Genomic DNA, 21,393 nt, shown 5'->3' with positions numbered 1-21,393 from the left:
GGCGGCGCGGCGGCGCGGTGCACGAACAGCTTCCGCTCCAGCCGCTCGCCCGCGACGGCGGCCGGCGAGGCCAGGCCCCAGCCCTCGGCCAGCGCCTCCAGGGCGGCGACGAAATCCGCGTCGCGAAACAGGCCCGCCAGGTGCGCGCAGGCGTCCGGCTCGCTGAGCAGGCGCTCGATCAGGGCCTCGCCCTCTGGAAGTTGCACGCCCGGACCCGGCCCTTGTCGGTTGAGAAGCGGCACAATAGGCTCGGGCGATGAGATTGCCAGACCGCCTTCGCCTGCCGCTGACCTTCGATCCCGGCCGGCTACGCGCGGACCTCGCGACCCTGGCCGCCTCCACCGACTGGATCGCCCACTTCGTGAAGCAGAACTACGAAGGCGACTGGAGCGTCATCCCCCTGCGCAGCAAGGCCGGCGCGACCCATCCGGTGATGATGATCTATTCCGACCCCGAGGCCACGGAATTCGAGGACACCCCGTTCCTGGCCCCCTGCCCCTATTTCCGCGAGGTGATCGCCGCCTTCCCGATGCCGGTCACCAGCGCCCGGCTGATGAAGCTGGCGGCCGGCTCGGTGATCAAGACCCACACCGACCTAGAGCTCGACGCCGAGTCGACCCACGTGCGCTTCCACGTGCCGGTCGTCACCAACCCCGAGGTCGACTTCCGCCTCAACGGTGTGCGTGTGACCATGGAGGCCGGCAGCGCCTGGTACCTCAAGCTCTCCGACCCGCACAGCGTCGCCAACCGCGGGACGGAAGACCGCGTGCACCTAGTCATCGACGGCCGGGTCGACGACTGGGTGCGAGGGTTGTTCGCGGAAACGATCCCCTCTCCCCTTGCGGGAGAGGGTGGCCCGCGCAGCGGGTCGGGTGAGGGGTCGAAAACCCTCTCCGCCACGACGGCCGATCGACCGGGCGCGGTCGTCGAGATCTGAGAGACCCCTCATCCGTCGACCTTCGGTCGCCACCTTCTCCCGCAAGGGGAGAAGGATCAGGATGCGAGCAGCGTGAACTGCGCGTTCAGACCGTCCACCGAACTATTCGCCACCCACAGGTCGAACAGCCCCGGCTCGGCGATCCAGCCGGTCTCGCCGTAGAAGGCCAGGCTCTCGCGCTGCAGGACGAAGGTCACCTCGCGGGTCTCGCCGGGCCTCAGGTCCACCCGCGTGAAGCGCTTGAGCTCGCGCACCGGCCGGGTGCGGCTGGCCACCCGGTCGCGAACATAGAGCTGCACCACGTGGGTTCCGGCCAGCTTGCCGGTGTTCTTCACCTTGGCGGTGATCCGCAGCGGCTGGTTCCAGGCCAGGCTGGTCGTCGACAGCTTCAGGTCCGACAGGGCGAAGGTGGTGTAGGAAAGCCCGTAGCCGAACGGATAGAGCGCCTCGTTCTTCACCGTCCGCCAGCGGGCCTTGTACTCCTGGATCTCGCTGTCGGCGGGCGCGGGGCGCCCCGTCGTGCGGTGATTGTAGGCGTAGGGCTGCTGGCCGCTCTCGTACGGGAAGCTGACCGGCAGGCGGCCCGAGGGGTTCACGCCGCCGAACACCACGTCGGCCACCGCGTGGCCGGTCTCGGTCCCCAGGAACCAGGTGGCCAGGATCGCCGGGGCGTTCTTGACCGCCCCGTCCAGCACCAGGGCCCGGCCGTGGCGCAGCAGCACGACGGTGGGCTTGCCGACGGCGGCCACGGCCTCGGCCAGCAGCATCTGCGGCTTGGGAACGCCGATGTCGGTGCGCGACTGGGCCTCGCCCGACATGTTCTGGCCCTCGCCGATCGCCAGCACGACGATGTCGGCCCCTTGGGCCGCGGCGACCGCCGCCTCGATCCCGCCTGGGATCGAGGCCTCGACCTCGCAGCCCTTGGCGGTGCGCAGCAGGTTGGGATCCTCCAGCGCCTGGCGGAAGCCGGAGGCCAAGTCGACGCCCAGGCTCTTGTCACCGAAGAAGGCCCACGGCCCCAGGATGTTGTCGCGGTCCTCGGCGAACGGCCCGATCAGGGCGATGCGCTTGCCCGATCGCGGCAGCGGCAGCAGGTTTCCGTCGTTCTTCAGCAGCACGATCGAACGGCCGCCGGCCTCGCGGCTCAGGGCGCGCATCTGCGGCGTGGCGGTGCGGGCGGCCTGGGCCTTGGGGTCGATCGAGCGGAACGGCTGATCGAACAGGCCGATGGCCTCCTTCAGCATCAGCACCCGGCGCACGGCCTGATCGACCACCGCGATCGGCACGGCGCCGCTGGCCACCAGCTCGGGCAGGTAGCGGCTGTAGAGCCCGCTCTGCATGCTGATGTCGACCCCGGCCAGGATCGCCAGGCGCGCGGCGTCGCGATCGTCGGCGGCGTAGCCGTGGGCCACCAGTTCCTGGTCGGCGGTGTAGTCGGAGATCACCACGCCGCGGAACTTCCACTCGCCGCGCAGCAGGTCGGTCAGCAGGGCCTTGTTGGCCGTGGCCGGCACGCCGTTGATGTCGTTGAAGGCCGACATGGCCGTCAGGCACCCGGCCTCGAAAGCGGCCTGGAACGGCGGCAGGTGCACCTCGCGCAGCGTCGCCTCGGAGATCTCGACGGTGTTGTAGTCCATGCCCGCCGCCACCGCGCCGTAGGCGGCGAAGTGCTTGGCGCAGGCCAGCATCGAGTCCGGCGACTTCAGGTCGGGGCCCTGAAAACCGCGCACGCGGGCCTGGGCCAGGGCTTCGCCCAGGAACACGTCCTCGCCCGAGCCTTCGGCCACCCGGCCCCAGCGCTCGTCGCGGGCCACGTCGACCATCGGCGCGAAGGTCCAGTGCAGGCCGTGGGCCGTGGCTTCCTGCGCGGCGGCGCGGGCGGTGCGCTCGGCCAGCGGCGGGTCGAAGGCGGCGGCCTCGGCCAGGGGGATCGGATAGACGGTCTTGAAGCCATGGATGACGTCGGCCGCCAGCAGCAGCGGGATACCCAGCCGCGAATGCTCCACCGCCGCCGTCTGGGCCAGCAGGGCGCCCTCGACGCCGACGCCGTTCATCAGCGTGCCGATCTTGCCCGCGCGGGTCTCGGCCAGCAGCTGCTGGGTGTTGCGCAGGTTCACCGCCGGGTTCATGTCGCCCACCGGCGGGCGGATCATGTCGGCGTAGCAGGACAGCTGCCCGGCCTTCTCCTCGATGGTCATCTGGGCGATCAGCGCCTCGACGCGATCCGAGCCCCGGCCTTGCGCCGAGGCCTTGCCGGCCAGCGCAAATCCCGCAAGGCCCGCGGCCCCAGCCATCAGTCCGCGACGGCTGATCCCTTCAAGCCGCGCCTCACGCCGATCCATAGAATCCCTTCCGACTGACCTTTCGGCGGGCAACCTCGCCGAGGACGGCCCGCCGCGCAACGCCTCGCCGCCCATGAGGCGAACCGAGGGGGGTCGCTTGCGTTATCAGTCTGGCTGAAGGGAGACACGACCATGACCGCCCAATGGCGCATCGAGATCCGACTTGGCGAAGGCCACGCCCCCCTGCGCAGCGTCCTGGTCGAGGCCGACACCGAGGTCGAGGCCCTGCGCCAGGTGCTGGAAGAGGCCGAACGCGACCACGTCGCCGCCGAGGAGCTGCTGCTCGACGGCCAGGAAGAGGTGTTCTCCCGCACCGAGGTCCGCGAGGGTCACGTGGAGCATCAGGGCGAGGTCTGAGGCGACGCTCGCCCCGCACGCGCCGGGTGTGCGTGAAAACACAAATTCCACCTACCGCCGCGTGATACGAGCCGCCCATCTTACGGCGACCGCCGTCTCCAAGCGCGAGACGCGGCTGCCGGACGGGGCGAGGCGTTCAGGGGGAATAGATGGCTTGGCCGCTGCACGGCGCGATGGCGGCCCTGGCCGCGACCTTCGGCCTGCTGGCCGTGCTTTCGCCCTTGGTTGCAGCCGCTGCTGACGAGCCCCTGACCCCCGCCGCCATCGCCGACCTCGAAAGCAAGCTGCGGGGCGCCCGCATCGCCCAGGCCGCCATCGCCGCCCGGGTCGCCTGCTTCGAGCAGCAGGACCGCGACAGGGTCAAGGAACGCGACGCCGACCAGCTGCGCCTGGGCGGCCTGAGCACCCGCCGCGACGAGCTGAACGCCACGCTCGTCCAGCGCCGCGCCGAGTCCGAAGGATTCTTGACGCAGCAACAAGAGGCCAGCCTCGCGCTATCCCCATTACGGGCCGAGCTCACGACCCTGACCGCCTACAAGAACGCCCGGGAACAGGCCGTTCGGGGCTGCAAGAACAGATGGACCATCATGAGCTTCCTCTGCGACTCGTCGGCGGAGCTCGCCAGCATCACCAGCCGGATCAGCGACATCGACCGCGAACTCGGCCCGGTCGAGCGCAGGTTCAACGAGGCCGCCGCCAATCTGGCAAGCGCCGTCACGCGCTACAACGACAGCAAGGGCCTGCTGGACGCCGCCGAGGCCGAGATCGCCTCGACCACCAACGAGATCACCGCCGCCGAGGCCGACATCGGCCGCCTGCAAGCCGCCCTGTCCAGCCTGGGGCCGGCGGTGCGCGACAGCGGGCTGCTTCTCGACGAGTTCTCGGATGCGCTGGCCGACACCAGGCGGGTGCACGCCGCCGACGGCCAAAGACGCGCGGCCCTGGCCGTACGCGACCTGGCGGCGCGGGTCGACGGCGCCCGCAGTCGGTACGACGCCCTCTATGACCAGGCAAGAACGACCCTGGCCGAGCACAACCTCGCCGCCTGCCCGGCCTGAGGCCGGCGTCGCCAGGGAGACGGTCGAAAAGCCCGGCGACAGCGCCGACCTCAAGCGCGCGTCGATGGAACAGAGGGCTCGCCTCAACCTTCGCGTTGACAACGCTGTCAAGTCATGGCGACCTCCATCCCAACGACCGCATTCGACGATCGAAGGGAGACCCCATGGGCGAAGGACCGCGCCTCGACCGCCGCGCGCTGCTGGCCGCCGGCGCCGCGCTGGGCTTGATGCCTACGCTCCCCGCCCTCGCCGCCGACCAGGAGGCCCGCGTCCGGTCGCTGCTCAAGCAGATGACCCTCGACGAGAAGATCGGCCAGACCCACCAGCCGGCCGGCGGGCGGCAGAAGGCGCTCAATTCCAAGATCGACGCCACGGCGCTGGATCTCGTCCGCAAGGGCGGGGTCGGCTCGTACCTGCACGTGGCCGGCGCGGCGTTCCTGCGCGAGCTGCAGCGCACGGCGGTCGAGGAGTCGCGGCTGAAGATCCCTTTGCTGTTCGCCATCGACGTGGTGCACGGCTTCCGCACCCTCTACCCCGTGCCTCTGGCCATGGCGGCGACCTTCGATCCGGAGATCGTACGGGCCACGGCGCGGATGGCGGCGGTGGAGACGGCGGTCAGCGGCCTGCACTGGACCTTCGCCCCGATGGTCGACATCGCCCGCGACCCCCGCTGGGGCCGCATCGTCGAGGGAGCCGGCGAGGATCCCTATCTCGGCTCGGTCATGGCGGCGGCCCAGGTGCGCGGTTTCCAGGGCGAGGGCCTGTCGAGCAAGGACTCGATCCTGGCCTGCGCCAAGCACTTCGGGGCCTATGGCGCGGCGGCGGGCGGGCGCGACTACGACGCCGCCGAGCTGTCGGACCGCACGCTGAACGAGGTCTATCTGCCGCCCTTCCACGCCGCCGCGAAAGCCGGCGCCGGCACGATGATGACTGCCTTCAACGACCTGAACGGCGCCCCGACCACCGCCAACGCCGCCCTGGTGCGCGGCGTGCTCAAGACCCAGTGGACCTGGCCGGGCCTGGTGGTCAGCGACTGGAACGCCATCCTCGAACTGATCAACCACGGCATCGCCGAGACCCCGGTTCAGGCCGCCGCCCTGGCCCTGAAGGCCGGGGTCGACATGGACATGGCCAGCGGCGTCTACGCCGCCCACCTGAAGACCGCCATCGCCGCCGATCCCTCCCTTCTCCCCCTGCTCGACCAGGCCGTCACACGCATCCTGACCGCCAAGATGCGGCTGGGGCTGTTCGACGACCCCTACCGCTTCGGCGATGTCGAGCGGGAGAAGACGGTGTTCCTTAGCCCGCCGCACCGCGCCATCGCCCGCGAGGCGGCGCGCAAGGCCGTGGTGCTGCTGAAGAACGACGGCGGCCTACTGCCGATCGCGCCCGCCACGAAGAAGATCGCCGTCATCGGCGCCCTGGCGACCGACAGCCTCTCCCAGCTCGGTTCGTGGAAGGCGCGCGGCCAGGTCGGCGACGTCGCTCCCCTCTTGCCGGCCTTGCAGGCCGCCGCGCCGGCCGGGAGCGAGATCGTCCACGTGGCCGGCGCCTCGCCCCGCAGCCTTGATGAAAGCGGCATCCCCGCCGCCGTCGAGGCCGCCAGGGCGGCCGACCTCGTGCTGCTGATGGTCGGCGAGGACTTCGACCACAGCGGCGAGTCCCGCAGCCGCTCGGACCTGTCGCTGCCCGGCGCGCAAAGCGCTCTGGCCCGCGCCGTGCTGGCGACCGGCAAGCCCGTCGTCGTGCTGCTGCCGTCGGGCCGGCCGCTGGTCGCGCCCGAGGTGCTGGAGAAGGCGCCGGCGGTGCTGGCGACCTGGTTCCTCGGCGTCGAGGCAGGTCCCGCCCTGGCCGACATCCTGTTCGGCAAGGCGGCCCCCGGCGGCCGCCTGCCGGTCGGCTTCCCGCGCGCCACGGGCCAGTCGCCGACCTTCTACGCCCACACGCCCAGCGGCCGCCCGGCCGATCCGGACCTGGCCAAGGACACCGCCCGCTACCACGACGTCGACATCGGGCCGCTGTTCCCGTTCGGCCATGGCCTGAGCTATGCGCCCTTCGCCTATTCCGATCTGGCGCTCGACCGCGAGACCGTCGCCCCCGGCGGCGCGGTGAAGATCTCGCTGACGATCGCCAACACCGGCCAGCTCGCCGCCGACGAGGTGGTGCAGCTCTATGTGCGCGACCCGGTCGCCAGCGTCGCCCGGCCGGTCAAGGAGCTGCGCGGCTTCCTGCGCGTGACCCTGGCGCCCGGCGAAAAGAAGCGCGTCGCCTTCACCCTGACGCCGGCCCAGCTGGCGATCTGGAGCCCGGCGGGCTGGATCATCGAGGCCGGCAAGGTCGAGGTGATGATCGGCTCGTCCTCGGCCGACATCCGGCTGCGCGGGGCCTTCACCATCACTGCGCCCGGCAAGAGCCGCGATCCGGCGACGGCGATCCTCACCCCTGTGAGCGTCGCATGAGCGGCCCGCTCTGGACCCTGCTGGTCGTCGCCGCCGGGGTCGCCCTGGTGGTGTTCGCTACGCTGAAACTCAGGCTGCCGGCCTTCTTCGCCCTGCTGCTGACCGCCATCGCCGCCGGGATCGCCTTCGGGGCCGAGCCGGTCAGCGTGCTGGCTTCCGTCAAGAAGGGCGCGGGCGAGGCCCTGGGCTTCGTGGCGGTGATCCTGGGTCTGGGTTCGATCTTCGGCGCCCTCCTGGAAGCCGGCGGCGGGGTCGGCGTCATGGCCCGCGCCCTGCTCGACCGCTTCGGCGTGCGACGCGCGCCCTGGGCTCTGGCGACGATCGGAATCCTGGTCGGCATTCCGCTCTTTTTCGACGTCGCCCTGATCATCCTGGCCCCGCTGATGCTGGGCGTGGCCCAGCGCTCGGGCAAGGCCGTGGCCTTCGTCGCCCTGCCGGTGCTGGCGGGCCTGGCGGTGATGCACGGCCTGCTGCCGCCGCACCCCGGCCCGGTCGCCGCCGCCGAACTGCTGCACGCCGACTATGGCCGCATCGCCTTGTGGGGCCTGGCCTGCGGAATCCCGGCCGTGCTGGTCGCAGGCCCGCTCTACGCCCTGGCCGCGTTTCGCAAGGGCGTCTACGTCGCGCCCGAGACCTCTCCCGTGGCTGATGACGGCGCGGTCGACGCCCTGATCGGCCTGTGGCCGGCGCTGGTCGGCATGTTGGCCCCGCTCGTCCTGATCGTCGCCGGCGCCGTGGCCCACGCCGCCTTGCCGGAGGGACCGGTCCGCACGGCGCTGGCGTTCTTCGGCCATCCGTTCGTCGCCCTGGCCGTGGCCTGCGGCTACGCCTGGGTGCTGCTGCGGCGGCGCGGCGTCGACCGGCATCGGCTGCTGGGGATCGCCGGCAGGGCGCTGGAGCCGGCCGGGGCCATCGCCCTGGTCATCGGAGCCGGCGCGGCCTTCAAGCAGGTGCTGATCGACAGCGGGGCCGGCGCCCACCTGACCGCTGCTGTCGAGGGCGCGCGGCTGTCGCCGCTGGTCTTCGGTTTCCTGATCGCGGCGATCATGCGCATCGCCCAGGGTTCGGCCACCGTGGCCATGGTCGCCGCCGCCGGCCTGGCCGCCCCGCTAGCGACGGCGGCCGGCCTGGACGCCAACCAGGTCGCCCTGGTGGTGATCGGCATCGGCGCGGGCGCGACCGTGGTCAGCCACGTCAACGACGCCGGGTTCTGGCTGGTCGGGCAGTATCTGGGCCTGTCGGAGACCGAGACGTTCAGGAGCTGGACCGTGGCCTCGACGATGGCGGGGCTCGTGGCGTTCGCGGCGGCGTTGGTGGCGTCGGCGTTGGTGTGAGCCAACCCCGCCCCCTCCCCCGTAAAACCCCCGCGAAAGCGGGGGCCCAGGTGTTTTATCGTCGAGCGCCGTGGATTGCAGAAAAAGCCTGGGTCCCCGCTTTCGCGGGGATTTTACGGAAGGGAGATGAGGCTCCCTACCGCAGCACGCCCCGCCGCGTCTGCCACCAGGCATAGGCCAGGAACAGCGCCAGCAGCACGGCGATCACCGCGCTGGTGACGGCCATCTGCTGGCCCATCACCTTGCCGCCGTCGCTGAGCACGTAGGTGTAGACGAGGCTCAGCAGGAACGCGGCCAGCGACACGGCGAACACCGGCGCGGCGATCTTCCGACGCAGCAGGATCAGCACCGAGGCGCCGAAGGCTCCGAACACGCCCACGGCCCAGACCACGGTCATCCAGCCCGGCATCCGCTGGTAGTGATCGATCTGGGCTTGGGTCATGCCGGCGCTGGCCATGTAGGCCGGCCCCTGCGACATGCTCATCACGAAGTCGAAGACGCCGACGGAATTGAACAGCACGGCGACCGCGCCCACCAGCCACAGGTGCCAAGGCGTCTTGCTCTTGGTATCGCTCATCATGCCCTCCCCAGGTCATGGTTTTCTTCTGGGGACGAGACTGCCTCAGGCGGCCCGGCGGCGATAGAGATAGTCGTCCGGCAGGCCCATGCGCCGCGAGGACTCGACGGCCGGCGAGCCCTTGATCGGCACCCTGTCGGCGCTGGCCCCGGCCAGGCGCACCAGCCGCCGCTCGACGCCGTTCAGCTGCCAGGCCTCGCCCAGGCCCAGCCGCGCCCGCACCTCGACCGGGGTGATCGCCACGGCCGCCCGCACCAGCGGCTTCTGGATCAGCCGCAGCGGCCCCGGCAGCAGCGGGGTGGACGTCATGATGTCGAGAAACTCGAAAACGATGTCCGAGGGTTCGAGGCTGGGCAGCATCAGGGCCATCTGCCGCTTCCACTGCGCCTCGCTGGTCGGGGCCCCGGTCGCGCCGTAGAGGCGCGCGCCGGGGGCGGCCTCGGCGAAGGCGGCGTCCCGCTCGGCCGGGGTCAGGGCGTGGGCGTAGGCGTGATAGGCCTCGATGAAGCCGAAGCTGGCCGTGGCCTGCACCCAGTCGAGCAGCACCGGATCGTTGGCCTGGTAGGCCACGCCGCCCGGCGTCTGGCCCGTCACATGACCGTGCATCCGCACCACGCCGGCGATCATCTTTTCGGCCGTCTCGCGCGGGCCATAGACCGTGACCATGGCCGCAAGACCCGTGCGCTTGAGGCGCTTCAGGGGCTCGGCCTTGAAGCTGGAATGGTCCCAGACGCCCGAGCGCACGCGCGGCTCGGCCAGCTCCAGCAGCACCGCCGTGATCCCGCCGACGAACAGCGACACCGGGTTCTTGAACACCCGCCACGACACCGAATCCGGACCGATCAGGGCGGCCGCGCCCGGCGGGGCGGAGAAGTCGATCGCCGGTCCCCCGTCCGGCGTCAGCAGTCGCGCGGCGGCCCGCGAGAGGGGATCGGCCATCAGTTCACCCGTCGTTCGCGCCCGACCCAGTAGGGCTCGCGCAGTTGGCGGCGCAGGATCTTGCCCGAGGCGTTGCGCGGCAAGGCCTCGACGAAGTCCACGCTCTTCGGGGCCTTGAAGTGCGCGATCCGCGTGCGGGCGAAGGCGATGATGTCCTCGGCGTCGGGCGTGATCCCGGGCTTGGGCGCGACCACCGCCTTGACCGCCTCGCCCCACTTGTCGTCGGGCACGCCGATCACCGCCACCTCGGCCACGTGCGGATGGCCGTAGACCGCGCTTTCCACCTCGGCCGGATAGATGTTCTCGCCGCCGGAGACGATCATGTCCTTCACCCGGTCGTGGATGAAGAGATAGCCGTCGTCGTCCAGATAGCCGGCGTCGCCGGTGCGCAGCCAGCCGTCGGCGTCGATGGTGGCGGCGGTGGCCGCGTCCAGCTTCCAGTAGCCGGCCATGTTCGAGGCGCTGCGCACGGCGATCTCTCCGACGGTGTTCGCGGGCAGAACGCGCCCGGCCTCGTCGAGGATGCGAAGCTCCACCCCCGGCATCGGCAGGCCGGCCGAGCGCATGCGGGTGTTGCCGGCCGGGTCGTGGTCCTCGGGCGGCAGATAGACCACCGTGCCGGTGGTCTCGGTCATGCCGTACTGCTGGACGAAGCCGCAGCCGAACACCTCGATGCTCTCGCGCAGCAGATCCAGCGGGATCGGCGCGGCGCCATAGAGGATATAGCTCAGCCGCGAATAGTCGATCTGGCGGGCCCGGGGCAGGCGCACGACGATCTGCAACGCCGCCGGCACCAGGAACATCTTCGACACCCGGTCGTGCTCGATGAAGTCCAGCACCTTGAAGGGGTCGAACTCCCGCGCCACCACGCCCTTGGCCCCGTTGAAGAGGCCCACCAGCCCCCAGCCGGTGCCGCCGATATGGGCCACCGGCATGGCCACCAGGCTGACGTCGTCCGGTCCCCAGACGTTCCAGGGCATCGCCGTCTGCTCGGCGGCCGCCTTGCGCATGGCCAGCAGGTTGTTGTGGGTCAGCATCGCGCCCTTGGGCTTGCCCGTCGTGCCCGAGGTGTAGAGCTGCAAAACCACGTCTGACGGGCGCAGCGGCACGGCGGGGTCGGCCTCGTCCTGGGCGTCGCGCCACGCGGGGAAGGCCGCAAGATCGCCGCCGCCCTCCATGGCGACGACCGGCGGCTGCGGTCCGGCCAGCAGCTTGGCCACCTCGCCCACGTGCTCGACCAACTCGGGACCGACGAAGACCATCTTCGCCTCGGTGTCGGCGACGATGTAGGCGATCTCGGCCGGGGCCAGGCGCCAGCCGACGGGGGCCATCACCACCCCGGCCTTGGCTGCGCCGAGCAGCAATTCGAAATAGCTGTCGCTGTTCTTGCCGACATAGGCGATGCGGTCGCCGGGCTTCAGCCCCTCGGCGAGCAGGGCGCGGGCCACCTGGTTGGTGCGGCGGTCGAGCTCAGCGAAGCTGGTCTCGCGCCCCTCGAAGGCGAAGGCCACGGCGTCGGGCCGCACCTGGGCGTGATAGCGGGGCACGTCGCCCAGCGTCGGCATGCGGGCGAAATCGACGGCGTCCTGGATCATCGCTGCTCTCCCGGTGAAGCCGTCTGACGCGGCCGTTCGAAGTACATGGTTTTCGGCGTGACCCCGGGTAAGTCAACGTCGGGTGGAGGGGTCGAGTCGAAGACCGGTGGAATGGCGCGTTGAGTCGCCCCCGCGACCGGCCGTAAGCTGTGACTCGAAAGCCGCGAGGAAAAGCACCGCCCATGACCAGCTTCCTCCTGCGCCGCGAGCAGCGCGGCCTGCTGATCTCGGTCATCCTGGGCCTGCTGGTCGCGCCGCTGCTGCTGCTGCTGACCACCTGGGAGATCCAGCGCGAGTTCACCCGCGGCCGGATGCTGCGCGACGCCGTCGATCACTCCTACGAGCAGCGCATGCAGCTGCAGACGGTGTTCTCGCTGATGCAGGACGCCGAGACCGGCCAGCGCGGCTTCGTCATCACCGGCCAGGACCGGTTCCTGGAGCCCTACGACGCCGCCCAGCGCCGCCTGCCCAGCCAGCTGGCCTCGCTGCGCGCCCTTCGCCAGCGCGACGTCGGCGACCTGATCGCCAACGACGATCCAGTTTTCGATCGCCTCGAAGCGCTGATCGAACAGAAGCAAAAGACGATGGCCGAGGGCATCCGCCTGCGCCGCGAGCAGGGGCACGACGCGGCCCGCACCCTGATCTCCAGCGGCAAGGGCAAGGTGATCATGGACGAGATCCGCCTCGTCACCCGCGAGCTCCAGGCATCCGACAAGGCCGCCCTCGACCGCCGCATCGCCGCCAACGACGCCCTGACCCTGCGCACCGAGCGCCTGACCCAGATCCTGTTCGCGGTGCTGGTGGTGTTCCTGCTGGCCGCCTTCATCCTGCTGTCGCGCCAGATCCGCGCCCGCCAGCAGCTGTTCACCGTCGCCCAGGCCACGGCCGGGCGGCTGGACGCCATCCTCGACAACGCCCAGGACGCCGTCATCACCCTCAATCCCAGCGGCACCATCGAGACCGTCAACAAGGCCGCCGAGGCCATGTTCGGCCTGCCGCGCGAGACCTTGGTCCGCCGGGCGCTGTCGCAGTTCGTGGACCTGCCCGACCGCGGCCAGCTGTTCGTCCAGCACCTGGCCGGCGGCGAAGACCTGTCCAAGGGCGTGCTGCGCGAGTTCGTCGCCTACCGCCCCGACGGCAGCACCTTCCCCGTCGAGGCCTCGATCGGCCTCGTCCGCCTGCCCGAGGGCGAGCGCATCGCGGCCTCGGTGCGCGACATCTCCGAGCGCCGCCGGGTGGAGAAGCTGAAGGCCGAGTTCGTCTCGACCGTCAGCCACGAGCTGCGCACGCCCCTGACCTCGATCGCCGGGTCGCTGGGCCTGCTGGTCGGCGGGGCGGCCGGCGCCCTGCCCGAGCGCGCCGCGCGCCTGCTGGGCATCGCCCACAGCAACTGCCAGCGGCTGGTGCGGCTGATCAACGACATCCTCGACATCGAGAAGATCGAGTCCGGCCAGATGGAGTTCGACCTCCGCCCGCTAGACCTCGGCGACCTGGCCCAGCGGGCGGTGGACGCCATGGGCGGGCTGGGCGGCCAGATGGGCGTGACCTTCAAGCTCGACGTGGCGCCGAACCTGCCGCCGGTGCGCGGCGACGCCGACCGCCTGGCCCAGGTGGCCGCCAACCTGCTGTCGAACGCCGCCAAGTTCTCGCCGCCCGACGGGGTGGTCGAGGTCAAGGTCTACGCCCCGCGCCCCGACCTGCTGCGCTTTTCCGTCCGCGACCACGGGGCCGGCGTGCCCGAGGCCTTCCGCGACCGCATCTTCTCGAAGTTCGCCCAGGCCGACGCCTCCGACACCCGCGCCAAGGGCGGCACGGGCCTGGGCCTGGCCATCTCGCGCGAGATCGTCCAGCGCCACGGCGGCCGGCTGTGGTTCGACTCCGAGCCCGGCCGGGGCGCGACCTTCCAGTTCGAGCTGGCGACCGTCGAGACCCGCGTCAGGACGATCGAGGCCAGCGACGGCGGGGCTCGCGTCCTGCTGTGCGAGGACGATCCCGACATCGCCGAGATCCTGTCCCAGGCCCTGCGCGAGGCCGGGGTGCGGGTCCACACCGTCGGCGACGTGGCCTCGGCCCGGGCGGTGCTGGAGATCGGCGGCTTCGACGCCTTCGTCACCGACGTGCGCCTGCCCGACGGCAGCGGCCTCGACTTGCTGCGCCGCCTGCGCGCCGACGCCAACACCCGCGACATCCCCGCCCTGGTGATCTCGGCCGAGGCCGCCGAGGGCCGGGGCGAAGCGCTGGACGTGGTCGACTGGCTGCAGAAGCCGATCGACCTGGAGCGCCTGCGCACCGCCGTCCATCGCGCCGTCAACGGCCACGCCGACACCCGCCGCATCGAGGTGCTGCATGTCGAGGACGACCGCGACGTCCACGCCGTGGTCCGCGACGCCCTGCAGGAGCGCTGCACCGTCCGCCACGCCGACAGCGTGCGGACCGGCCGCGCCGCCCTGTCGCTGGCCAGGCCCGACGTGGTGATCCTCGATCTGGGCCTCGGCGACGGCAACGGCGTGGAGCTGCTGGGCGACCTGCACGACGGCGACGACCCGGTTCCGGTCATCGTGTTCTCGGCCCAGCCCATCGAGGACAAGGCCCTGGCGGCCTCGGTCGACGCGGTGCTGACCAAGTCCAAGACCACTCTGGACCAGCTGGCCCGAACTGTGCGCAAGCTCGCCGCGGACGCCGATTCCAAGAGACGCCGATGACCGACCTGAAGCTCCTTTACGTCGATGACGAGGCCGACATCCGCGAGGTGGCGACCTTCTCGCTGGAGCTGGATCCGGGCATCGAGGTGCGGGCCGCCGACGGCGGGGCCGAGGCCTTCGCCATGCTCGACCGCGACGCCTGGCGCCCCGACGTGGTGCTGCTGGACGTGATGATGCCCGACATGGACGGCCCGGCCGTGCTGGCCAGGCTGCGCGAGCGGGGCGACCTCGACGGCGCGCCGGTGATCTTCATCACCGCCCGCGCCCAGGCCGAGGAGCGCGCCCGCCTGCTGGGCTTCGGCGCGGCCGACGTCATCACCAAGCCGTTCGACCCGATGACCCTGGCCCAGGACGTGCGGGCGATCCTGGCGCGATGAACGATCCCCTCGCCCCGCTGCGCGCCAAGTTCCTCGCCCGCGCGGCGCAGGACCTGGCCCTGCTGCGCTCGGACGAGGCCTCGATCAAGGACCGCCACTACGTCGTCCACCGCCTGGCTGGCGCGGCCGGCGTGTTCGGCTATGGCCAGGTCACCGAGCTGGCCCGCGAGCTGGACGACCTGCTGCTGGCCCAGGGCGACGCCCCGCCCGAGGCGTTTTCCGCGCTGATTTCGGCGCTGGAAGGCCTGGAAGCCTAGATCCCCGCCCATTTTTACGTCGAACCGGCCGCGCCTTAACGGAATAGGCGGGGTTGCGCCCGATTTTGCCCTCGAGTTCGAACGGGACGAGCGGGTACGGCGTCATGTTTGCAGTAAAGCGTTTCGAGGGCGAGGCGAGCCAGACCCGCCTGCTGCTGTCGCTGATCGCCGCCTACGCCGTCGCCATCGCCTATTGCGACCTGCTGACCCGGGGCCCGTCGGGCATGGCCTCGATGTGGCCGTGCAACGGGCTGCTGGCCGCCGGCCTGATGCTGCTGACGCCGGGCCGCAGCGCGATCCTGCTGGTGGTCAGCGCCGCCAGCCACCTGCTGCTCGACGGCCTGGGCGGCACGCCGCCGGCCATGACCGTGCTGTTCACGACGCTGGATTCGCTGGAAGCGGTGCTGATCGCCCTGGTGCTGTCCAAGGCCTTCGGCGGGCCGCCCCGGCTGAAGAACCTGGGCCGCGCCGCGCGGGCGGTCGGCCTGGCGCTGCCGGTGACCGTGACTCTGGCCATCGTTGGCGCCTTCGCGACCGCGCCGATGCTGCACGCGCCCCTGCCCGTGCTGATCAAGAACTGGCTGTTCATCAACATCCTGGGCATGAGCGTCGGCCTGCCAGCCGCCCTGATCCTGTTCGATCCCCGGATGAAGCGCGGCTTCGAGCGCTCGGCCTGGGAGAAGGCGGCCTGCTACGCGGCGGTCGGCGTCGCCGCCCTGGCGGCGTTCGGCCGCCCCGGCCACACCCTGCCGTTCCTGGTGTTTCCGGCCGGGGTGCTGGTGGCCTTCCGGCTCGGCCCCAAGGGCGCGGCCTGGTCGACCCTGATCATCGCCGCCATCGCCACGCCGCTCAGCGTGCTGGGCATCGTCGCCGAGGCCGCGACGAGGGCCCAGGCGTCCGAGCGCGCCCACGCCCTGCAGCTGCTGGTCAGCGCCCTCTTCTTCACCTGCCTGGCCGCCGCCCTGGTGCTGGCCAACCAGCAGCGCCTCAAGCAGCTCCTCGTCCGTCGCCAGGCCCTGGCGCGACAGGCCCAGGCCCGCGCCCAGGCCGCGAGCCTGGCCAAGACCGAGTTCCTGGCCACCATGAGCCACGAGATCCGCACGCCGCTGAACAGCGTGCTGGGCTTCACCCGCCTGCTGGCCGACCGCGACGACCTGGCCCCCGAGGCCCGCCGCCACGTGGCCCTGATCGACGGCTCCGGCGGCGCGCTGCTGACCCTGGTCAACGACGTGCTCGACTTCTCGCGGGTCGAAGCCGGCCGGGTCGAGCTGGAGATCGCGCCCGCCCGGGCCGAGACCGTGCTGCGCGACGCCGCCGCCATCGTCGCTCACGACGCGCAGGCCAAGCCTCTCGCCCTGGAGATCGAGGTCGTCGGCGACGCCGACCGCCACCACGGCCTGGACGCCGCCCGCCTGCGCCAGGTGCTGCTCAACCTGCTCAACAACGCCGTCAAGTTCACCCCGGCCGGCAAGGTGACCGCCCGCCTGATCGTGACGCCCGGCGCCGAGACCGACAGCTTGCGGATCGAGGTCAGCGACACCGGCATCGGCGTGCCGCCGCAGCTGCGCGACCGCCTTTTCCAGCGCTTCTCGCAGGGCGACAGCTCGGTCACGCGGGCTTTCGGGGGCGCGGGCCTGGGCCTGGCGATCAGCAAGGCGCTGGTCGAGCTGATGGACGGGCGGATCGGCATGGAGGCCAACGCCGACCAGGGCTCGACCTTCTGGATCGAGCTGGCCGCCGAGGCGTGCGACGCGCCCCGCCACACGCCGCTGGCGGCGGCCGGCCGGATCGCCGGGACCCGCGTCCTGCTGGTCGACGACCACCCGATGAACCGCGAGATCGGCGGCGCCTTCCTGACCCTGGCCGGCTGCGAGGTGACCACCGCCGACAATGGCCAGGAGGCGGTCGAGATGGCCCGGGCCGGCGGCTTCGACGTGGTGCTGATGGACATCCACATGCCCGGCATGGACGGTCTGAGCGCCACCCGCGCCATCCGCGCCCTGCCCGGCCCGGCCGCCGCCGTGCCGATCATCGCCATGAGCGCCGACGCCCTGCCCCAGCAGGTCGCCCAGTGCCGCGAGGCCGGCATGGTCGACCACGTCGCCAAGCCGATCCAGAAGGAGCTGCTCTACGCGACGATCGAGACCTGGGCGGGGGAACGCGAGGCGGCCTGATCGGCTCGCCCTCGCTCGCTACTGATCTGGGGTCGAAAAACCCAAGTTCAAGAATTGCCGGCCGGCCAATTATGCGCAGGGTGTAGCGCCTTCGACGCGGGGCCGCGGCCCCCTCCGAAAAGGGCCCCGACCATGACCTCCACGACCGCGTTCTATCACGGCACGAAAGCCGACCTGCGGACCGGCGACCTGATCGGCGCCGGCTACGCCTCCAACTACGGCGCAGGCCGGACGGCGGCCTATGTCTATTTCAGCGCCACCCTCGACGCGGCGACCTGGGGCGCGGAACTGGCGCGGGGCGAGGGTCCCGGCCGGATCTACATCGTCGAGCCGACGGGACCGTTCGAGGACGACCCCAACCTCACCGACAAGAAGTTCCCCGGCAATCCGACCCTGTCGTACCGCACCAAGGATCCGCTGCGAGTGGTCGGCGAGGTCGCCGATTGGGCGGGCCATCCGGCCGAACAGCTCCAGGCCATGCGCGACCATCTGGCCCGCCTCGACGCCCAGGGGATCGAGGCGATCGAGGACTGAGGCGGGGCCAATTCCAAAATAGGTTCGTCATCCCGGAAAGCCCGCAGGGCTTATCCGGGGCCCAGGGGACCGGGCTCGGCGGATCGATCAGGCGCCCCGGCGGCGACCCAACGCAGTGCGGCGGCCCCTGGGTCCCGGCTCTCCGCTTCGCTGCGGCCGGGATGACGGTACGAGGTGAAGCGCGGCGACCGGGCATAAACACCACCCCCACTTCGCCCCCATCCGCCGCAACCCGCCCCACACCGCTGTCGCAGCCTCCGCCCGCCGGCCATCACGGCGGCCATGGACAGTCTCTTTTCCCCCGCCCTCGCCCTGCACATCGCCTGCGGCTTCATCGCCGTGGCCGCCGGCCTCGTTCCGCTGCTGACCCGCAAGGGCTCGCGCCTGCACCGGCTGTCGGGACGGGTCTATGTGGCGGTGATGGGCACGCTGCTGGCGGCGGCCTGGGTGATGACGGTCCTGCACTTCAACGCCTATTTCGCCGCCCTGTCGGCGACGGCCAGCATCGGCCTGTTCTCCGGCTTCCGGGTGCTGGGCCGCAAGCGTCCCGACCTCGACCCGCGCCAGCGCGCCAGGCCCCTGGACTGGGCGGCGGCCCTGGCCGTGGTCGCCATCGGCGCCTGGGTGGTGGTCCAGATGCTGACCGGCGCCTCGACGAGCCCGCGCATGCCGACCCTGGCCCTGGCCTACGCCGCCTTCGCCTTCGGCGGCTGGGACCTCTGGCGGTTCGCGCAGCCCACAGGCTGGCCGTTCGGCCCCGACCTCTGGACCTACGAGCATCTAGCGAAGATGCTGTGCGCCTACGGCGCAGTGGTCAGCGCCTTCTCGGGCAACTTCCTGACCTTCCTGCCGACGCCATGGAGCCAGCTCTGGCCGACCCTGCTGTTCCAACCGCTGGCCATGGGCTGGATCGCGGTGCTGATCGTCCGGCGGCGGCGGGCGGCTTTGCCCGCTTGATGGTCGCCCGCCTGAGGGCCGCCCCGACCAGCGCCTGGGTGTGGGCCTTCGTCGCCTACAGCTGGACCATGACCACGGTCAGCGCCGCCTGGTTCGCCCGCCGGTTCGCCGTCGATCGCGGCGAGGCCCTGGGCGTCGCGCCGTCGCTGCTGTGGCAAGGCGCGATCTACGCCGCCTGGCTGCCGGCGGCGGCGGTCGTCTGGCTGGTCCTGCGTCGGTTCGGGGCCGGGGCGCGCGGCCTGGCGGCGAACTTCGTGGCGGGGATCGCCGTGGTTCCGGCGCAGGCGGCGATCTCGAGCCTGATCGACGCCGGCTTTCTCGGCGGGGGCGATTTCGGGGCGCGGATGCTGGGGCGAACGCCCGTCTGCCTGCTGCTCTATTCGGCCATCGTCGCGGTCGGGCTGGCCGCCGTCCACCATCGCCGCGCCGCCGAGGCCCGGGCCCGCAACGCCCTGCTGGAGAGCGCCCTGGCGCAAGCTCGCGCCGTCTCCCCTGCGCCCGAGAGCGAGCGGCTGATGGTGATGTCGGGCGCCCGGCGCATCCCGGTCGATATCTCGGCGGTCGAGTGGTTCGGCGCGGCCGACAACTATGTCGTCGTCCACTGGGCCGATCGCGAGGGGGCCGGCCGCGAGGGCCTGCTGCGCGCCACGCTCCAGGGCCTGGAGGCCAGGCTGGACCCCCACCTCTTCGCCCGCGCCCACCGCTCGAGCCTGGTCAACCTCGCCCACGTGCGCGAGGCCCAGCCGCTGTCGGACGGCTCCTGGCGGCTGACCCTGACCAGCGGCGGCGAGGTGGTGACCAGCCGGACCTACAGGGATGCGCTGCTGGAACGCCTCAGGGGCAGTAGCTGACGTCGCGGGCGCAGGCGTAGATGATCCCGAGCCGCCAGCCGCCGGTGTCCCAGACGAACCAGCCGACCGCGATCATGCCCACGACCAGCATGACGACCCAACCCCAATAGCGGATGGGCTGGCTCGCCCGCTCGATCACCGACGGCGTGTCGGCGAAGGCGAAGCGGCCGCGCCTCAGCCCCCTCACCAGATGCCAGAGGATCGCCCCCTCGGCCGCGAGAAAGAACAGCATTCCGACAATCAGCATGGATCAGTCCCCGTCCCGGCCGACGGGCACGGTGGCCCGCCGCCGCGACGGGCGCAACCGGTCGCGAGGATCAGCTCCCCGGGCACGCCACGTGCGCGTCGGTCGGCTCCAGGCGGATCTCGCGGAAGGCCAGCTTGAAGCCGGCCTGCGCCGACAGCACCACGGGCGAGGAGATGCGGCTCATGTCGGCGCCCGCCGCCTTCAGGCACGAGAGCTTGATCTGGGTCTTGCGCCACTCGCCCACCGGGGCTTCGGCGAAGATCTTCGTCACGTCCACACCGCCGGCGCAGCCCTCGCCGCACGACACCGAGAAGCCCACCGGACCCGCCACCTTGGCGTCGACGCGATAGGTCAGGGCGATCGACAGGTCGCCGGTGGTCTGGCGGGTGAGGTCGGCGGGCGGGCCGTTGACCAGCAGGGCGCCGGGACCGGTCCAGGCGGCCAGGCGGGCGTCCTCCTGGGCGGCGGCGTCGATGGCGGTCAGGGTCACGCCCCCGGCCGTCGACAGCAGCCACGGCGCGGGCGCGCGGCCGGCCACGAAGTACTTATCGACATTGGCGCTGGCGCCGCTGACGCCCGAGACTTCCGAAAGCTGGGCCACCTTGCCGGGCCTGGCGTAGGACAGGCCGTAGCCATAGGCGAACTGCGGATCGTAGCCGGCGTCGCCCTGGTTCAGCGGCCCCTGGTCGGCGCGCCTGGGCCAGCTGAACGACAACTTGCCGGTGAAGTCGCGCCGGGGCTTGCCGTCCTTGCCAGCCACCAGCACGTCGGCGATCCCGCCGCCTTCCGAGCCGGGCAGCCAGGCCGCGACGAAGGCGTCCGAAGCGTTGATCTCGGGGTTCGCCCACAGCGGCCGGCCGCTGAGGAACACCGCCACCACCGGCACGCCCTGAGCCTTCAGCGTCTTGAGCAGGGCCAGATCGGTCTTGTCGCCCGGCTGGTATTCCAGGTGCTGCAGGTCGCCCTGGAACTCGGCATAGGGCGTCTCGCCGAACACCACCACGGCCACGTCCGGCCTGTCGGTGAATGAGCCGTCCTTCGACAGGGTCGCCTTGCCGCCGGCCGCCTCGACCGCTTCCTTCAGGCCGCTCCAGATCGATTGGGCGTTGGGGAAATCGGCGTTGGTGTTGCCCGTGCCCTGCCACGACAGGGTCCAGCCGCCAGCCGCCTTGCCGATGTCGTCGGCGTCGCCGGCCACCAGCACCTTCGCACCGGCCTTGATCGGCAGCACGCCGTCGTTCTTCAGCAGCACCAGGGATTTGGCCACCGCCTCGCGGGCCAGGGCGCGATGGTCGGGCGCGCCGACGCGCTCGAAACGACCCTGCACGGGCGGGGCGACGCGGTCGAACAGCCCCGCCTTGACCTTGACCCGCAGGATCCGCCGCACGGCGTCGTCCAGCCGCGCCATCGGGATCTCGCCGCCCTCGACCTGCTTGAGCGTGTTGTCGAACAGGCCCTGCCAGCTGTCGGGGGCCATGTACATGTCCAGGCCCGCGTTCAGGGCCTGCGGGCACGAGACGTTGGAGCAGCCGTCGACCTGGCCGTGGGCGTTCCAGTCGCCGACCACGAAGCCGGTGAAGCCCAGGCGGTCCTTCAGCACGTCGGTCAGCAGGGTCTTGTTGCCGGTGTGCTTGACGCCGTTCCAGCTGGAGAACGAGGCCATCACCGTCAGGATGCCGGCGTCGATGCTGGGCGG

19 protein-coding genes and 1 pseudogene are annotated in these 21,393 nt (G+C 71.4%); 12 read left to right on the top strand and 8 right to left on the bottom strand.

The features are described 5' to 3' along the window. A partial coding sequence (locus DMC18_RS03885) for a hypothetical protein (protein WP_146217966.1) occupies positions 1 to 206 on the bottom strand: 206 nt, incomplete at its 3' end. 56 nt (positions 207 to 262) lie between these two features. Between DMC18_RS03885 and DMC18_RS03880 the strand changes: the two genes are divergently transcribed. Then, on the top strand, positions 263 to 937 hold the full coding sequence (locus DMC18_RS03880) for an aspartyl/asparaginyl beta-hydroxylase domain-containing protein (protein WP_233245211.1): 675 nt from the start codon (positions 263 to 265) through the stop codon (positions 935 to 937). 56 nt (positions 938 to 993) lie between these two features. Here DMC18_RS03880 and DMC18_RS03875 read toward each other — a convergent pair whose 3' ends face one another. Then, positions 994 to 3,231: a glycoside hydrolase family 3 N-terminal domain-containing protein gene (locus DMC18_RS03875; protein ID WP_233245210.1), complete on the bottom strand. Its 2,238-nt coding sequence runs from the start codon at positions 3,229 to 3,231 to the stop codon at positions 994 to 996. Between the two features lie 180 nt (positions 3,232 to 3,411). On the opposite strand from DMC18_RS03875, the gene DMC18_RS03870 reads away from it, so the two are divergent. The 4 genes from DMC18_RS03870 to DMC18_RS03855 all read left to right on the top strand — a co-directional run bounded on the left by DMC18_RS03870 (position 3,412) and on the right by DMC18_RS03855 (position 8,487). Continuing rightward, positions 3,412 to 3,636, top strand: a complete 225-nt coding sequence (locus tag DMC18_RS03870) for a hypothetical protein (protein WP_110119291.1) — start codon at positions 3,412 to 3,414, stop codon at positions 3,634 to 3,636. Between the two features lie 149 nt (positions 3,637 to 3,785). Continuing rightward, a complete protein-coding gene (locus tag DMC18_RS03865) occupies positions 3,786 to 4,694 on the top strand; it encodes a hypothetical protein (RefSeq protein WP_110119290.1) in 909 nt (302 codons plus the stop codon). A gap of 164 nt (positions 4,695 to 4,858) precedes the next feature. After that, on the top strand, positions 4,859 to 7,153 hold the full coding sequence (locus tag DMC18_RS03860) for a glycoside hydrolase family 3 N-terminal domain-containing protein (protein ID WP_199232540.1): 2,295 nt from the start codon (positions 4,859 to 4,861) through the stop codon (positions 7,151 to 7,153). Beyond that, the gene (locus DMC18_RS03855) at positions 7,150 to 8,487 is read left to right on the top strand and encodes a GntP family permease (RefSeq protein WP_110119285.1); all 1,338 of its coding nucleotides are present in this window, start codon (positions 7,150 to 7,152) and stop codon (positions 8,485 to 8,487) included. Before DMC18_RS03860 ends, DMC18_RS03855 begins: the two co-directional genes overlap by 4 nt. 136 nt (positions 8,488 to 8,623) lie before the next feature. On the opposite strand, the gene DMC18_RS03850 is transcribed toward DMC18_RS03855, so the two are convergent. The 3 genes from DMC18_RS03850 to DMC18_RS03840 are packed head-to-tail and all read right to left on the bottom strand — an operon-like array spanning position 8,624 to position 11,595. Further along, positions 8,624 to 9,064 (bottom strand): hypothetical protein, encoded by a 441-nt coding sequence (locus DMC18_RS03850; RefSeq protein WP_110119288.1) that lies wholly within the window; start codon positions 9,062 to 9,064, stop codon positions 8,624 to 8,626. Between the two features lie 45 nt (positions 9,065 to 9,109). Then, positions 9,110 to 10,003: an oxygenase MpaB family protein gene (locus DMC18_RS03845; RefSeq protein WP_110119284.1), complete on the bottom strand. Its 894-nt coding sequence runs from the start codon at positions 10,001 to 10,003 to the stop codon at positions 9,110 to 9,112. After that, entirely contained in the window at positions 10,003 to 11,595 is a 1,593-nt protein-coding gene (locus tag DMC18_RS03840; protein ID WP_110119287.1) for a fatty acid--CoA ligase, read from the bottom strand. The genes DMC18_RS03845 and DMC18_RS03840 overlap by 1 nt, the downstream gene beginning before the upstream one ends. A gap of 185 nt (positions 11,596 to 11,780) precedes the next feature. On the opposite strand from DMC18_RS03840, the gene DMC18_RS03835 reads away from it, so the two are divergent. The 5 genes from DMC18_RS03835 to arr all read left to right on the top strand — a co-directional run bounded on the left by DMC18_RS03835 (position 11,781) and on the right by arr (position 17,642). Next, entirely contained in the window at positions 11,781 to 14,300 is a 2,520-nt protein-coding gene (locus DMC18_RS03835) for a CHASE3 domain-containing protein (protein ID WP_110119283.1), read from the top strand. After that, on the top strand, positions 14,297 to 14,677 hold the full coding sequence (locus DMC18_RS03830; protein WP_110119282.1) for a response regulator: 381 nt from the start codon (positions 14,297 to 14,299) through the stop codon (positions 14,675 to 14,677). The genes DMC18_RS03835 and DMC18_RS03830 overlap by 4 nt, the downstream gene beginning before the upstream one ends. Next, positions 14,674 to 14,934, top strand: coding sequence for an Hpt domain-containing protein (locus tag DMC18_RS03825; RefSeq protein WP_110119281.1), 261 nt, complete (start codon positions 14,674 to 14,676; stop codon positions 14,932 to 14,934). Before DMC18_RS03830 ends, DMC18_RS03825 begins: the two co-directional genes overlap by 4 nt. 104 nt (positions 14,935 to 15,038) lie before the next feature. Continuing rightward, positions 15,039 to 17,108, top strand: coding sequence for an ATP-binding protein (locus tag DMC18_RS03820; RefSeq protein WP_110119280.1), 2,070 nt, complete (start codon positions 15,039 to 15,041; stop codon positions 17,106 to 17,108). A 132-nt stretch (positions 17,109 to 17,240) separates the two neighbouring features. Next, positions 17,241 to 17,642 (top strand): NAD(+)--rifampin ADP-ribosyltransferase, encoded by a 402-nt coding sequence (gene arr, locus DMC18_RS03815; RefSeq protein WP_110119279.1) that lies wholly within the window; start codon positions 17,241 to 17,243, stop codon positions 17,640 to 17,642. A 50-nt stretch (positions 17,643 to 17,692) separates the two neighbouring features. On the opposite strand, the pseudogene DMC18_RS03810 reads toward arr, so the two are convergent. Beyond that, a pseudogene (locus DMC18_RS03810) lies at positions 17,693 to 17,806 on the bottom strand (hypothetical protein); the annotation flags it as partial. A 118-nt stretch (positions 17,807 to 17,924) separates the two neighbouring features. Here DMC18_RS03810 and DMC18_RS03805 point away from each other — a divergent pair. Both DMC18_RS03805 and DMC18_RS03800 read left to right on the top strand, forming a co-directional pair. Next, entirely contained in the window at positions 17,925 to 18,599 is a 675-nt protein-coding gene (locus DMC18_RS03805) for a hypothetical protein (protein WP_110119278.1), read from the top strand. Beyond that, positions 18,599 to 19,450, top strand: coding sequence for a LytTR family DNA-binding domain-containing protein (locus DMC18_RS03800; protein WP_233245209.1), 852 nt, complete (start codon positions 18,599 to 18,601; stop codon positions 19,448 to 19,450). Before DMC18_RS03805 ends, DMC18_RS03800 begins: the two co-directional genes overlap by 1 nt. Here the strand turns inward: DMC18_RS03800 and DMC18_RS03795 are convergent. Both DMC18_RS03795 and DMC18_RS03790 read right to left on the bottom strand, forming a co-directional pair. Continuing rightward, on the bottom strand, positions 19,434 to 19,697 hold the full coding sequence (locus DMC18_RS03795; protein ID WP_110119277.1) for a hypothetical protein: 264 nt from the start codon (positions 19,695 to 19,697) through the stop codon (positions 19,434 to 19,436). The two genes, DMC18_RS03800 and DMC18_RS03795, sit on opposite strands and share 17 nt — an antisense overlap. Positions 19,698 to 19,767: 70 nt before the next feature. Continuing rightward, positions 19,768 to 21,393, bottom strand: a 1,626-nt coding sequence (locus DMC18_RS03790; RefSeq protein WP_110132707.1) for a putative glycoside hydrolase, incomplete at its 5' end; no start/stop codon positions are given.

The organism is Caulobacter sp. D5 (assembly GCF_003185805.1).
GTDB lineage: Bacteria > Pseudomonadota > Alphaproteobacteria > Caulobacterales > Caulobacteraceae > Caulobacter.
The sequence above is the reverse complement of the archived record's forward strand: the minus strand, read 5'-3'. Positions and strand labels throughout refer to the sequence as shown.